This is a genomic window from Vibrio sp. R12-SG2-ISO1, assembly GCF_059834045.1.
The window spans coordinates 14985-29953 of the sequence record NZ_JCBDGO010000022.1 but is presented as its reverse complement, the minus strand read 5'-3'; the positions used below and the strand labels follow the sequence as shown (position 1 = coordinate 29953).

Sequence of the window (14969 nt, the reverse complement as noted above, 5' to 3'; positions counted from 1 at the left end):
TCACAACCTATCAATCATCACAAAAAAGCAAAAAAAACCGCCATATAGTGACAAAAAACTCATTAACAGACCGATTTGGTTATGTGATTTTTATCACCTCCGATTTGAAATTCCATTAAATATTGTTTAGTGTACTAACGTTTTTGAGCAAAAAAGGAAATCTTTGATGGATCCCATACTGGAAGTAAAGGGACTGTACAAAGTGTTTGGTGATGAACCCAATCACGCATTCGACCTGTTGGAAAAAGGGTTGGATAAAGACACTATCTTCGACAAAACTGGCCTCACTGTCGGGGTCAATGATGTCTCACTCACGATCAATGAAGGCGAGATCTTCGTCATCATGGGTCTATCGGGCTCTGGCAAGTCCACCTTAGTGCGACTGCTCAATCGACTGATTGAGCCAACACGCGGCAGTGTTCTGTTTAAAGGCAATGACATTGCTTCGATTTCAGAGCAGGCACTGCGAGAAGTCCGTCGCCACAACATCTCCATGGTGTTTCAAAACTTCGCCCTAATGCCTCACATGACTGTGGTTGAGAACGCCGCTTTTGGCCTAGAACTCGCCGGTATTAGTTTGGAAGAGCGAAATCGCTGTGCTCTATCGGCACTAGAGCGCGTCGGCTTAGAAAGCTATGCGGATTCCTTCCCCGATGAGCTCTCTGGCGGTATGCAGCAGCGTGTCGGACTGGCTCGGGCGCTAGCTTGTGACCCTGATATTCTGTTGATGGACGAAGCCTTCTCCGCCCTTGACCCGCTGATCCGTAGCGAAATGCAAGACGAACTGATTCGTCTTCAAAACGATGATAAACGCACCATCGTATTTATATCGCACGATCTTGATGAAGCGATGCGAATTGGTGATCGCATTGCCATCATGCAAGACGGACAAGTGGTCCAAGTCGGCACACCCGATGACATTCTCAACAACCCTGCCAATGATTACGTTGAAGCCTTCTTCAAAGGCGTCAATGTGGCCAGCGTTCTCACTGCGAAAGACATAGCCCGAAAACAGCCGACCGCCGTGTTTAAAAAATCTGAACACGATGGTCCCGGCTCAGCGCTGCAAATGCTGATGAATCACGACCGCGAATTTGGCATTGTGGTCGATCGTGCTAGCCGCTACTCCGGCATCGTCTCTCTCGACTCGCTGCGCCAAGCGCACAAAGAGAAGCGATCTTTAACCAGTGCTCAGATAGATGACGAGGTGACATTGTCACCCGAGCAATCCATCAATGACATTCTTGGTATCGTTGCTAATGCGCCGTATGCCGTGCCGGTCATTGGAGAAGACGGCCACTACTATGGAGTCATCACCAAATCTCGCCTATTACAGACGCTAGATAAGGAGTAACGCGGTGTCAGAAGAAACTTCTCAAACGGACCCGTGGTCGCAAACCACGGCAGATAACACAACACCATCGGATCCTTGGGCAACGGCGACATCCGACGAGGGCGCAGACTGGCTTACATCCGAAGTGACGCAAACTCAAGCGCTCGATTTAATGCACCCCTTCAACGAGGCGCTCTTGCCCGTCGATGCCTGGGTTGAGACTGGCCTAAACTGGCTGGTCGAACACGGTCGCCCGCTTTTCCAGGCGATCCGCGTTCCCATCGACCTGATCCTGAGTTCATTCGAACTGGCGCTTGTCTCCACTCCCGCCCCATTCATGATACTCGCCTTGTTTCTTTTGGCATGGCAGTTTTCAAATTGGCGTCTGGGCGTAGCGACCTTGGTCTCGCTGCTCACTATCGGTCTGATTGGTGCGTGGAGCCAAGCGATGACCACCTTGGCCTTGGTGCTCACTTCAGTCTTTTTCTGTTTGCTCATAGGGTTACCTTTAGGCATCGCATTGGCGCGTAACCCAACTGCCGCGAAAGTCGTCAGGCCACTGCTCGACGCGATGCAAACCACCCCAGCCTTTGTCTACTTGGTGCCGATTGTCATGCTCTTTGGTATCGGTAATGTGCCCGGCGTTGTGGTGACGATCATATTCGCGCTGCCACCTGTGGTCAGGCTGACCATACTCGGTATCGTTCAAGTGCCCAAAGACTTGATTGAAGCGGGGCATGCCTTTGGTGCCAACAAGAAGCAAATGCTGTATCGCATCCAACTGCCGCTAGCGCTGCCTACGATTATGGCCGGCGTAAACCAAACCTTAATGCTGTCACTCTCTATGGTGGTGATTGCATCGATGATCGCAGTCGGCGGTCTAGGTCAGATGGTGCTGCGCGGCATTGGTCGCTTAGATATGGGCTTAGCCGCCGTAGGCGGATTGGGCATCGTCATTCTTGCCATACTGCTTGATCGCATTACCCAAGCACTGGGCGAAAACGCAGGCAATACCAAGCGCCGTTGGTATCACACTGGTCCTGTTGGCGCAGTGATCAAGCTTGCTCGAGGCAGTCACTCAGCCCACGCAGTCAACAAACAAGGAACTTCACTTAGGGAGAAACAATAATGAATAATCTATGGAAACAGACATTCAAACTGACATCGGCCTCGGCCTTGGTATTATCAGGTGCTGCTTTTGCTGCATCGCTACCGGGCGAAGGGATCGCGGTACAACCGGTGCAATCCACCGTCGCCGAAGAGACCTTCCAAACACTGGTCGTCAGTCGTGCACTCGAAGAACTTGGCTACGACGTGGCTGAGCCAAAAGAGGTGGATTACAACGTCGCTTACACCTCAGTAGCGAAAGGCGATGCCACATTTCTTGCCGTCGGTTGGTTCCCTCTTCATGCCGATAAATACACCATGGCGGGCGGCGATGACGTATTCTACCGCCAAGGCGAATACGTCAGTGGTGCGGCTCAAGGTTATTTGATTGATAAAAAGACCGCGGAACAGTTCAATATCTCCAACATCGGCCAGCTGCAAGATCCGAATATTGCTAAGCTGTTTGATGCTAATGGTGACGGCAAGGCTGATCTTACTGGCTGTAACCCAGGTTGGGGCTGTGAAATGGTGGTCGAAGCGCAACTCGACGCCTATAAACTCCGTGATACGGTGACGCACAACCAAGGTAACTACGCTGCCATTATTGCCGATACCATCTCACGCTATAACAAAGGTGAGCCAATCCTATATTACACTTGGACACCGTATTGGGTGAGTGGCGTTCTGGTCCCAGGCAAAGATGTCGTTTGGCTTGAAGTCCCTTTCTCTGCCTTACCCGGCGAGCGCAAAGACGTCGACACCTCACTGCCGAATGGCAAAAACTACGGGTTCGAGATGAACTCGATGAAAATCGTCGCCAACAAGACGTTCGCCAATCAAAATCCTGCTGCGGCCAAGCTGTTTGAAATCATGAAACTCGATATCAATCATATCAGTGCACAAAATATGATGATGAGCAAAGGTAAAAACAGCTCAGCGGACATAGAGGCCCACGTTGAAGGTTGGATAAAAGCCAACCGCTCGCTGTTTGACTCTTGGGTTGAGCAAGCTAAAAACGCCGCCAAATAACCGCTTCCGCCCCTTGCTTCGCAAGGGGCTTTTTGATTTTAGTGTCTAAATTTTGACGAGCGTCATGCACAAATTTTTACTTTAGGGCTCTGCCTACCGTCACTAATGCGAGTCATGTCTTATAATTTAGTTGATGACTCATCTAGACCCTCCGATTGAGTGACGCTGCCGATGAAAAAACACGTACTGATCTCTTACTCCACACTCCTTACTGCCCTGCTCTCGCCACTCTCTCTAGCGGAAACCGTGCATTTCTACAATTGGGGAGGCTACATCGATGAGGAGGTACTGGAGGAGTTTGAGCAAAAATCCGGCCACCGAATTCAACAAGACTATTTTGAAACCGAAGCGATCCGTGATGAAGTGATCAATAGTGGCCGATCCGCTGGTTTTGATGTGATCATCATGGACAGTTGGAGTTTGCACATCATGGCGGACAAGGGATTGTTCCACAATGTCGCCGCTTTGAATGAGGAGTTGGGTGACGCCTTTTTCCCACAAACGGCCAAAGCATGCGGAGACTTCGGTGTCCCTTATGCTTGGGGTACGATGGGCCTTGTCTATCGCGCCTCCGTGTCTGACACCCCCATCAACTCTTGGAAGCAATTGTTCTCACCGCCGCCCGAGCATCAAGGAAGCATGGTGATGTACACCGATGTGATCGACGGAACCGCCAGTGCATTGTTAGCGCTTGAGTACTCTCCGTGGACGTCTGACATCGGGCAACTCAAAGAGGCCTATGCGCTACTACTAGCCCAAAAGCCTCACGTGATTGAATACGCCTACAGTGATTCCTATGCGCTAAGGACATTGACCGACTCCAAAATGACCTTGGGCCTTGGCTATGCTGGCGATGAATATTCTATGGCGGAATCCACCGAGCAAGAAGACTGGCAATACGTAGTGCCAAAAGAAGGGACGGTGATCTGGGTGGAATGTTTGGCCTTTCCCACCACCACCCAACTGCAAGATTACGCGCTCGATTTTGTTCGCTACCTCAATCAGCCAGATGTCGCCGCGCGCAACGCGCAAAGCATCTGGATTGCTACCCCCAACCGCCATGCCTTGCAACTCACCGACGAAGAGTATCAACAGGACAAAACCCTGTTTCCGGATCAATCAGTCATTGATCGCAGCTACCTGTATGAATCGGTCGATGCGGACGGACAACGTATTCGCTTAAAAATGATGCAATCACTCAATTAATAATCACTCCATTAATGAGCCGCGATTCACTGACAATAGTTCACCACAAACCAAGGAATCCAAAGCGAGCAATGCAACGACATAGCACACCAAGTCTTCGAGGGCAGCGATGCGATTAGTCAAACGGGTCGATTTCACCTTACTGCCGTTTATCATCCTAGTGTTTTCTCTGGGAGGGTACTTCGTCTACGATTTGGTGAAAAATCGCACCTATGATCTGTACCAAGTGATCATCAAACGAGACTTGGAGTCGCTCGATAAAGAAGTCAGCCTTGAAATTCGCAGCTACGAATCTCTCCTATCAGAGGTCATCAACAGCTCGGAGTTTATCCGTTTCGCCAATGAGCATGATCCTCACTATCAAGCCTTCTCGCTCAATGCGGCACTGTTCCATTTGTTAGAGAGAAAGCTAACAGATAGCGCGATAGAGAGCCTACATGTGCTCGATTATAACGGCGATATCATGGTTGAATATGTCCACAATGCCGATCCATTTCGTGAGCCAAGCCTACCAACGCTGCCGAGCAATTTTGTTGAGCGCACTATCACTGAACTCAAAGCGGCCGATCAATTCTCGGAAGTCGCGATCGTCTTTCAAAATGAAGCTGGCGATTACTTGTTTGCCTTTGGTCAATCGTTCTCTAACCGATTGCTACCCTACGACAAGATCACCAACTTGAATCGAGACTATTTGATGGCCTTTACTGTGGCGAAACTGGACTCTTTTGCCCACTTCCAGCAACTGTTCAGTCAAGTGCTCGACGAAACCATTCCGTTCACCCTAGAGGCAACACCGAAACGCAAGGCGCCATCGACGTCGATTGTCGATATCATAAGGCATGACGGCGATATCAGCGCCGAGCTCACCTCGCACTATTTTCGTTACGCCGCCACCATACCCGAAGAGACGATTCTCAACTCATTCTCGGCGCAGACGACCTTAATCGTCAGCGTGGTGCTGTCGATCTCGTTTGTTTGTTTTCTGTTTTTGCGTTGGCTTATCTTTATTCAAGTAGTTCGCCCTATCAATGAACTTGCAGCCAAAGTGATCGCGACCCACGACCTCGCCTCCACCAAACTGGAAAAACTCGACAGTGAAGACGAAGTTGCAGAGCTAAACAACGCGTATCTGCACCTGTTAGAAGAAGTGCAGCATCTCGCGTCATTCGATACCTTAACGGGCCTCGCCAACCGACGCTGCTTTGAACATTGGCTGGAATCTCACGTCAAAGCGCCGCACCAAATCAATGATAAAACCGCGCTACTGTTTATTGATCTCGACAACTTTAAAAGCGTCAATGACCAATTTGGTCACGCGACGGGCGATGCCTTGCTGCGTGAGTTCGGCACCCAGCTCAAACAAGTGATTCGCGCCTCAGACACGAGCTTGCCCGTGCATGAAGCCAATACCGCTCGACTGGCCGGTGATGAGTTTGCCGTCGTATTGGCGGATATCGACAGCCTAGACAGCGCCATTTCTGTCGCTAAGCGGATTCTGCGCATCTTTGATCACGGAATTATCGTTGATGAAGTCAGCCATGAAGTCAAAGCCAGTATCGGTATCGCGCTGATGCCCGATCATGGCAGCGATGCCAACAGTTTATTACGCCATGCAGATGCCGCGATGTATCAGGCTAAAGCCAACGGCCGAAACCGCTATGAAGTCTTCAATCAGACCATCGCGCAGAAGATCACCAAGCGGGATCTGATAGAAGCAGAACTCAAGCAGGCGCTGGCAACCCATCAGCTTGAACTGGTGTACATGCCTATCTACGATCTTCGCAATGAGGCGATTATTGGCTACGAAACGCTGTTGCGCTCCCCATCATTGCAATCACAAGGCATAGGGCCCGATGAGTTTATCCCCATCGCAGAAGCCTCTGGGCTCATTAAGCAAATTGACATGTGGGTGATAGAAAATGCGCTGCACCGCTACAAAGATCTGACGCTACAAGGTTTTAACGGTTACGTGTCAGTCAACATCTCTGCAGTAGAGCTAAAAAACGACTATTTCGTACTGTTTATCCATCAATGCCTGGAACGCTACGCCATTGATGCCAGCCAGTTGCATTTGGAGATCACTGAAACCCGTTTGGTCGATCCTGATGACGCCGCCATCGAGACACTGCGTCAGTTGCGCGATCTCGGCGTTTACTTGGTGCTAGATGATTTTGGCACCGGTTACACTGCCTTCAATCAGTTGCTGCTTTACCCAGTGCAAGCGATCAAAATTGACCGCAGCTTTGTCAGCCACATGGACGAACATGGTCACAAATCCTTGGTCGATACCTTCCTCGCCATTGGCAAAATTTATCAGCTCGATGTGGTGGCAGAAGGCGTTGAAACCGATGAGCAGATGGCGTTCTTGCGCGCCCATGGCTGCCACTACGGGCAAGGGTACTATTTATCCAAACCCATCAGTGAAGACGCCTTTATCGATATGACCATAAAGCAAACCACTCGCTAATTAATCACTCAACACACATTCATTGCCGCTCACTCTTGTCTCTGGCGGCCGGGCGCGTCATCATAGTCCTTGGCCATCATTTTGTTTTCCGCCCACTTTTTACTCTTCATTTTATTTCGCGGATTTCTCTTGGGAGGCAGTTGTGAACATCGTGATATTACATGGACTCTATATGCATGGCCTGGCAATGCTGCCACTCAGTCAGCGGTTACGAGACCTTGGCTATGACACAAAGACGGTCAGCTACAACAGTGTGGCAATCAATGAGCAAGTTGTGTTTTCTGACATTAGTTCAGCGCTCAGCCGCCATCAACCCAATGTATTGGTCGGTCACAGCTTAGGAGGATTGATTGTCAAACACTACCTAGAATCGACCCAACCGAGCACAGATGAGATCTCACACGTTGTCGCCATTGGCTCGCCGCTTCAAGGCGCCTCTATCGCAACGCGAATACAGAAGCTCGGTATCGGCGCCATTTTAGGCAACGCACCTGAATTTGGGCTCACTCAACATGAGGAGAGTGTCTGGCGAGTACCACAAAAACTGGGCAGCATCGCCGGCACCTTGCCCGTCGGCGCGCGCCCCTTGTTGATGATGGACAATAGCGTCGCCTCCGATGGTACGGTGACCCTCGAAGAGACCAAAATCGATGGTATGACCGATCACATTGCCAAAGACTACAGTCACACCAGTTTAATATTCAGCCGCTTTGTGACCCAGCAGATCGATCATTTCATTCGCTATGACCATTTTGACCATACTGCTACGCAGTAACACATAACTGACAGAGATGTATTTCATAAATATCGCTATGTATGTGCAGTGCAAACAATGTGTTATTCTGTGATATAGATTCAGAATATCCGTTATTCCGAATCGCTCATAAGATTCTTGTATTATCGCTGATGGAATAATTACCAAGGCAATATAGCTCATGAATCCATCAAAAAGCGAAGCATCCAATCAAGGAGCGGGTGCAAAATTCATTAGGATCGTCAAGTACATAGCTTTGTTCATTATCAAAGCTGTGGTCGCCATTTCCGTCCTTGTTGGCTCCTCGCTTGCTCTCTCAAAGCTGGGTCGCATTCACGGTAAATCACTCCCTGAAGAGTACTTTTCAGGCGGTTATCCCACCATTTTGCGCCTGTTAGATTCTGAAATCTTCATGGGCTTCGTTTTCTTTGTTACCGTCGCGTTGATCGTCTATGTCGCCTACCTACTTTGGCAACTTCACGAAGTCGCCGTTCACAAAGCGGCGGAGATGTCGAGCGCGCACACTCAAATCGTTTTTGCATTGTCTCTTTGTGGCCTGTTCATCGACAAAACATGGTGGGTTCTTGCCATCATCATCGCATTCGCTCGTTGGGACGTGTTAGCCAACGAAATCTCTAACATTATTCGCAATGGCCGCAAGCCTGAAAGCCAAGCACGCGTCGAGGACTAATCCATGAAAGAAATTATGCTACCTTACGTTCTGATCTGTTGGATCTTGGTGAAGGCGGGTGTGGTGCAATGGACACTACGCAACGCGGCTATCATGATCGGGACAGGCTTTTTCATCGCGATAGCGCTGTTTACCGCTCACCGCTTCTGGTCGCCTGCGGACCTGACTGACAGTACCACGGTTAAAGCGCCGCACGCGGTACTTAGCCCACTGCTTGGTCAAGAGATCGATCAAGTGTATGTCACGCACAACCAACACGTGAAAAAAGGCGACTTGATTTACACCCTGAGAACCGAAGATACCGTGTCTCAAATGAAGAGCCTAAACGCACAAAAATCAGCGGCGGAAGCGGAGATTCTTGCACTAGTGCGCCAGATGGACAACGATCGTAAAACGCTCGACCGTCTCAATAAACTGAAAGATTTTGCTAACGAAGCGCAGCGCGACGACACCCGTACTCGCATTGAAACGACGGAAGCAAAGATCGCCTCGGTGAATGCACAAATCCTTAATATTGAAGCGCAGATCGCCACCGCTGATTGGCAAAACGATCGCCGTGAAATCCGCGCGCCATTTGATGGTCAGCTAGGCATCACCAACATCGTTCAAGGTACACGCATTGGTAACATGCACCTCTACGATACCAGCAAGAAGTTTGTTGAAATGCGTATCGCCGATCAAACTTACAGCGGCATCGAAATTGGCCAGTTTGCTGAGTTTTACGTCGATGCTTACCCAGGTGAAATCTTCCGTGGCCGCGTACACAGCATTACAACCGGTACCGGTGAAGCACAAGTGTCTGTCTTCAACGGCTCACAACATGTTCGTCAGCACGTCGGTAACAATATGGGCTCACACGGCCGTACCATTGTCATCGAATTTGTAGAACCAGAAGGTTACAACATCCCAATCGGTGCAACCGGTTCAGGTTGGGTATCGGCGAAAAAGCCGCACCAGATGCTCGGTTTCATGGACATCATTGGTGGTGCAACCGTACGTTTGAAAGCATACAAAGCTTACCTCTCCGCTTTGTAATGATTTCTTGACGTAAAAAGCGCGCTGTGACTAACAGCGCGCTTTTTTATTGCTTTCGGTTTGACGCGTTACTGCTGCCAGTTCAGCGCTTGATTGAGAATGATGGGCTCAATGATGTTCATCAACCATTTGGTTTTAGCCGAATTGCGACGTGATGATTTGGTGATCAACGCCGCTTCCAACGTCACTTTGGCGTGGCCGTCATCAGGTCTTACAGGTCGATAACGAACCGTGTAGCAGCGGTCCATCAATTGATTCATTAAATCGTAATTGTCGACAAAAATGCTCGCTTCGATACTTGGATCAAGGCGTTGAAAGTAGTTGTGGTAGTCATTGATGCCAGAGACCAAAAACTTGACGTATTCGCCAGCGACATTGCCTGAAAACTCGCCCGTTACACTCTGAATACGCTTTTGATAAAACACTTGAGGTTTGTCGTTGAGCATATGCAGACCAATATCGACTTCGCCTTCTTCGATCATAGATTCGCTGAGTTTATTCCAAACGCGTAACTCGATGATGGCGTCGGTTTGTTCTCGAATCGCCATAATGATCTCTTTGCCCGCTTGCACCACATAAGGCTCCACCATGTGGATGACCACTTTCTGCACGTTTTTGGGGTCAAACTCTTCTGGGTTGAGTGCCTGCTTAACTTGCGCAAAGGCGTTGCGCAATTTGGGTTCAATGCTCATCGCATAGGAAGTGGGGGTGAGGCCGTCTGCACTGCGAATAAACAGAGGGTCATCGAGGTCTTCACGCAGCTGCGCCAACACTTTCGACACATACGATTGAGAGCGCCCAAGTTTACGCGCCGCCGATTGGGTGGAATGTGTCTGCATCAACACGAGAAAAACTTGGAGCGAGTTGTAGTCTCTCATTCAAAATGACCCATCTGGTTTTAACTGTAACGAAAGATAAACAGTATCCTAGCCTATGTCTAGTGTGCGCTTCGCATTATCGCCACATGTTTCTGTTGTTTATCAGTAAGTTGAAGAAAGTTATAAACAAATTGTAGTTCATATATGGCTAAGCTAACACAAACCGCCTGATTTATTCAGTAAACCGAGGAAAGATTCTGCGCGTCGACATGGCGCATAATCACTCAAGTTGAACGATCGTTACTCCCTTCGCTATACTAGAGCAAACTCGCATTCGTCAACATCAAGGATCCCTATGCCAAGCCGAGCCAAATTCAATCGTGATGATGTCATTGACAAAGCCAAAGACCTCTATTGGGAAAAGGGTTATCACGGCACCTCCATGCGTGCGCTGCAAGAAGCCATTGATATGCGCCCGGGGAGCATCTACGCCACATTTGGCAGCAAAGACAAGCTCTTTAGCGAAGCGTTGCACCGCTATGCAGAGTTGGGTCGTGAACGGCTGCAGCGCTGTGTTGCGCAAAGCGATACTCCTCTTGCGGGGCTAAAACAATTTGTGCGCGCCCTAATCATTGATAGCCGAGACAGCGCGCCGAGCGCGATGTGTATGATCGTTAAATCTGTCGCTGAATTGACCGAGTCCGATAATCCTGAGCTGCTCGCTGAAGCGAAAACGCTGCTTCGACGGGTAGAAAGTGCGATTGAGCAGGTGCTCATTGACGCCAAAGCGCAAGGTGAACTGAGCGAGGCGCAAGATCCAGCGGAACTGGCTCGCTATCTGCAAGTGCAAATCATTGGCCTGCGCACTTACGCGCGCGCCTGTGACGACCGCTTGTTGATAGAACACATGATTGACGCGGTATTTAGCCAGTCACCGATACGAACGTAAGCCACCATTGACCCAAAACTAAAAAACACGTGCTCCAAACTAAAAAACACGGCGCTCGATGCCGTGTTTTTCATTAAGCACCTAAAGCGAATTAGTCCTCTTTAGGAAAGTTGGACGGAAATAGCGCTCGGCGCGCCACATCGTCCACCTCAGTTTTAAACTCACACGCTTTTGCCATCGCGCGTGCCTTCTCTACCGCCGGTCTGGCATTGATCGCGTTGAACCAGCGCTTCAGATTCGGGTATGCATCCAACGCAGCATCGTCACCTAACACAATCGACGCTTTATCAATCCAACCCCACGCCGCCATATCAACGATGGTGTAGCTATCGCCGACAATGAACTCACGCCCCTCAAGGTGTGAATCCAACACTTGATAATGACGCTGCGCTTCGCGGTGATAACGGTTTGCTGCGTAGTCGTTGCCTGCTGGTGCGGCGCGTTTAAAGTGCACCGACTGACCTGAGAACGGACCAAGACCAGATGCGATAAACATCAGCCAAGAAAGCAGTTCCGCGCGATCGTTCGCTTCACCGCCAAATTGACCGGTTTTCTCCGACAGATAGAGCAAAATCGCGTTGGAATCAAACACACGTTGGCCATCGTCTTGCAACGCTGGGGTTTTGCCATTGGGGTTAATGAGACGAAACTCTGGAGTGTGTTGTTCGCCTTTGAGGGTATCAACGGGCGCCAATTCAAAATCTAGCCCCGCTTCTTGCAGAAATAACGCCACCTTCATCGGGTTTGGCGTGTGGTGAAAATAGAATGTCAGCATGACTGGTTCTCCTTGTTTGAACACTTATTCAAGCACAACAAGAACGATCGTTCAACTTAATCCATCAATTTGTTTTTTGACCCTCGAAGAGTGCAGTAAACCAATCATCTAACTGCTTCACCTCTGCCGGTTGTCCATTGATGACCACCCAACCCTGCGCTTTGGCTTGCGGCCAATCGATCACACCTGTTGCTAACGCATCCAGCACATCCAGCTCGGTCACCAACAAAAGGTCATCTTCGCTTGGTAGCGTATCACGGCCTTTCATGGACACTTTTTCGCCCAACACGACCTCACTGTAGTGGCCTTTGACCGCTTCAAAGAGGGAGAACGGGATTGGTGTGTCCGCCGATTTCGATAACGCTTGAGTAAACGCAAACAGGTAAAACTGCTCCGGTTTCGCTTGATTGGCGAACTGGTTGGATTGGCGTGCGGTGATCACCTTATCAAACACTCCAAGCGAGCCTGGCTCTGAGACAAAGTTAAACCCCGCCGCTTGGTGCAAACCGCACGCCAGTAGCGTTGGTGACAGCATCAATAACACCAGACTAAAACCGCGTTTAGCGAGCGTGGCGCAGTAAAGCGTGAACGTCTTGGTACGCATAAGATTCCTCATTAAACCATTACTCTATTAACAAAAAGGGACCGTAAAGGTCCCTTTGTCGTCAATGATGTCCTTGAGTAGAGTGATGAATGAACTCTACGTTATGTACGACTTAGCGAACAATCAGCATCAAGTCTTGTGGCGCTGTTGGCTTATCGAAGTAGCTCATGAACTGGCCAAAGCCTTGAATATCACCCGCTGCGAAGGCAAATTTACCTGCTTGTAGGTTCTTACCAATCGCGTGCTGAGCGTTTGGTCCCGCAAGAAGAATCTCATTCAATACAGCACGAGTGGTATCAATCTGCACGTCCGCGTTATCAAGCGCTTTAGTGTGCAACTGAGCAATACCGTTGCGGATTTCGATGGTGAACGCTTCGTTGGTATCGCTAAAGCGGTACGTCATCGCCATGTTCACTTCAAGCGTGTTTTCCGCAATCAGTGTCGCCGTCATCATGTCAAAGATTTGCTTGCTTGGTAGCGCCGTCAATACGTCAACCGATGCGAAGCTGATCATGTTAGAGAAGTCACGTGTACCCTCAAGTTCAGCCGCCGCGTTTAGCGCCCAGTTACGCCAGTTGATGTTGACCTGCTCAGCAGCCCACGCTTTGTAAGCGGTCGCTTTTAGTTCACGCGCACCCATGTCGTCTTTGTTGACCGTGATTGGGTAAGACAAAATTTCTGCTGCGAAGGTGTGGTTACCTGCATCGATAGCCGCTTGCGCTGTGTGCATGATGTTGTCACGGCCACCCATGATTTCAACAAATGCTTTCGCGCGTTGCTCGTACGCCATTGGCTCTAGCTGCCACGGGTCACCTTCGAAGAAGCCGTTGTAACCTACGTAAATCTGACGAACTGAGTGTGCAACGGTACCGTAGTGCTCACCAAGCCAAGGGTGTTCAGCCAAGTGTGCTGGCAATTTCACTGCTTCAACAAGCTCATCAGGTGTTAGGCCTTTGTTCATGTTGCGGATGGTTTGGTCGTGTACGTATTGAATCGCATCACGGTAAGCCGTCAAGACATTCGATACCGCTTCTTTGCCTTCTACAGGACGACCGTGAGAATTAATCATGACTTCAGTGTCAAACTGACGCATGATGTCGATGCCTTTAAACCATACCGATGGGTCACGGAATTTAGTACCACGAATCGTATGCAGGTTAGGGAAGTTTTCACCTTGCAATACTTCTGCTGCGTGTAGCACTTTTTGCTCCGGTAGGTAAACGACCAGCTCATCCGCCGTTTCAGATGGTACGTGAACGATTTCAAGCTTGACGCCCGCAATCGTGATGTCTAGACGGTCTTTAAACTCAAGGTTTGGCTCGATGAATGAGATGTCACCTTGCATAAAGCGTGGGCCTAGGCCGTCGTTAACAGTACCGAACTCACCTTCAGGCACGTGTTTTGCGCCAGTGTAAGATGTGCGGTGACCAAACAGTGGACCTAGGTTTGATGACCAGTTTGCTACTGCCGCAGTCAAGGTTTCTTGTGCAATGATTTTTACTTCACCAGACGCCACTTGCTCATCAGTGGCCCAAGCGCGAACGCCGGCAATATGGTCAATATGGTTGTGTGTGTAGATGATCGCTTTTACTGGCTTATCTGTGATGGCTTCAAACTGCTCTTTCACTGATTGCGCCATTTGTACTGATTCGCCCGGATCGATAACGATGATGCCGTCATCACCTTCAATCATCACTGGTGTATCAAGACCAAAGCCGTAACCTAAGTAGATGTTGTGATCCACTTGGATAATAGCTTGGTCCATTTTCAGGCCGTGCTTAGTGAGGCTTGGGTGAACATGGTCAGACTCCTGGGTAAACGCCAAAGATTCACCCGTTTTTGACAACACTTGAATACGCTCACCTGGCCCCCAGAACATGTTCGACTCGTGTTCAAAAAGTACATCGCTGCTGTAGCGAGCCAGTAAGTCAATATTTTGGTATTGAGCCGCTTGAGAAGTGCGAAGCTCACTACCAACCGTTGACGTTGCTTCAACGGTAGGCGTGTTAGATTCCGTCGCACAGCCCGTTGCGAAGAGCGCACTTGCGATAGCCAGTGGGAGCGCGAGTTTTTTCAGTGTCATTGCCATTTTCACGACCTTAATCTTGTGAGGAAACATTTAATCTTTCGCAGTGATTGTATGACTTGATACCCATCGCAAACACAGAGCAATACGATTTCAACCCATCGTAATTACGATA

The 14969-nt window shown here is 49.5% G+C and carries 13 protein-coding genes; 9 read left to right on the top strand and 4 right to left on the bottom strand.

Going from position 1 to position 14969, the window contains the following annotated elements:
- The first annotated feature begins 166 nt into the window (after positions 1 to 166).
- From proV to AC6R10_RS16595, 8 genes are all read left to right on the top strand, one after another.
- A complete protein-coding gene (gene proV / locus AC6R10_RS16630; RefSeq protein WP_500672960.1) occupies positions 167 to 1354 on the top strand; it encodes a glycine betaine/L-proline ABC transporter ATP-binding protein ProV in 1188 nt (395 codons plus the stop codon).
- A gap of 4 nt (positions 1355 to 1358) precedes the next feature.
- Positions 1359 to 2462 carry a glycine betaine/L-proline ABC transporter permease ProW gene (proW, locus tag AC6R10_RS16625; protein ID WP_487902277.1) on the top strand — a complete coding sequence of 368 codons (1104 nt, stop codon included), beginning with the start codon at positions 1359 to 1361 and terminating at the stop codon, positions 2460 to 2462.
- Entirely contained in the window at positions 2462 to 3469 is a 1008-nt protein-coding gene (gene proX / locus AC6R10_RS16620) for a glycine betaine/L-proline ABC transporter substrate-binding protein ProX (RefSeq protein WP_500672959.1), read from the top strand. Before proW ends, proX begins: the two co-directional genes overlap by 1 nt.
- A 171-nt stretch (positions 3470 to 3640) precedes the next feature.
- On the top strand, positions 3641 to 4675 hold the full coding sequence (locus AC6R10_RS16615) for a polyamine ABC transporter substrate-binding protein (RefSeq protein WP_500672958.1): 1035 nt from the start codon (positions 3641 to 3643) through the stop codon (positions 4673 to 4675).
- A gap of 109 nt (positions 4676 to 4784) precedes the next feature.
- Positions 4785 to 7142: a putative bifunctional diguanylate cyclase/phosphodiesterase gene (locus AC6R10_RS16610; protein ID WP_500672957.1), complete on the top strand. Its 2358-nt coding sequence runs from the start codon at positions 4785 to 4787 to the stop codon at positions 7140 to 7142.
- Between the two features lie 142 nt (positions 7143 to 7284).
- Positions 7285 to 7917, top strand: coding sequence for an esterase/lipase family protein (locus AC6R10_RS16605; RefSeq protein WP_500672956.1), 633 nt, complete (start codon positions 7285 to 7287; stop codon positions 7915 to 7917).
- A gap of 160 nt (positions 7918 to 8077) precedes the next feature.
- The gene (locus AC6R10_RS16600) at positions 8078 to 8587 is read left to right on the top strand and encodes a magnesium transporter (protein ID WP_334552032.1); all 510 of its coding nucleotides are present in this window, start codon (positions 8078 to 8080) and stop codon (positions 8585 to 8587) included.
- Between the two features lie 3 nt (positions 8588 to 8590).
- On the top strand, positions 8591 to 9622 hold the full coding sequence (locus AC6R10_RS16595) for an HlyD family secretion protein (RefSeq protein WP_487902282.1): 1032 nt from the start codon (positions 8591 to 8593) through the stop codon (positions 9620 to 9622).
- A gap of 68 nt (positions 9623 to 9690) precedes the next feature.
- Here the strand turns inward: AC6R10_RS16595 and AC6R10_RS16590 are convergent, their stop codons facing one another.
- Positions 9691 to 10500, bottom strand: a complete 810-nt coding sequence (locus AC6R10_RS16590) for a LysR family transcriptional regulator (RefSeq protein WP_334552034.1) — start codon at positions 10498 to 10500, stop codon at positions 9691 to 9693.
- 295 nt (positions 10501 to 10795) lie between these two features.
- Here AC6R10_RS16590 and AC6R10_RS16585 point away from each other — a divergent pair, with 295 nt between their 5' ends.
- Complete coding sequence (locus tag AC6R10_RS16585; protein WP_500626678.1) at positions 10796 to 11389, top strand: TetR/AcrR family transcriptional regulator; 594 nt, start codon at positions 10796 to 10798, stop codon at positions 11387 to 11389.
- Positions 11390 to 11480: 91 nt separating this feature from the next.
- Here the strand turns inward: AC6R10_RS16585 and AC6R10_RS16580 are convergent, their stop codons facing one another.
- From AC6R10_RS16580 to AC6R10_RS16570, 3 genes are all read right to left on the bottom strand, one after another.
- Entirely contained in the window at positions 11481 to 12164 is a 684-nt protein-coding gene (locus AC6R10_RS16580) for a glutathione S-transferase family protein (protein WP_500672955.1), read from the bottom strand.
- Positions 12165 to 12228: 64 nt separating this feature from the next.
- The gene (locus AC6R10_RS16575) at positions 12229 to 12768 is read right to left on the bottom strand and encodes a hypothetical protein (RefSeq protein WP_500672954.1); all 540 of its coding nucleotides are present in this window, start codon (positions 12766 to 12768) and stop codon (positions 12229 to 12231) included.
- Between the two features lie 112 nt (positions 12769 to 12880).
- Entirely contained in the window at positions 12881 to 14857 is a 1977-nt protein-coding gene (locus AC6R10_RS16570; RefSeq protein ID WP_500672953.1) for an alkyl sulfatase dimerization domain-containing protein, read from the bottom strand.
- Positions 14858 to 14969 lie beyond the last annotated feature (112 nt).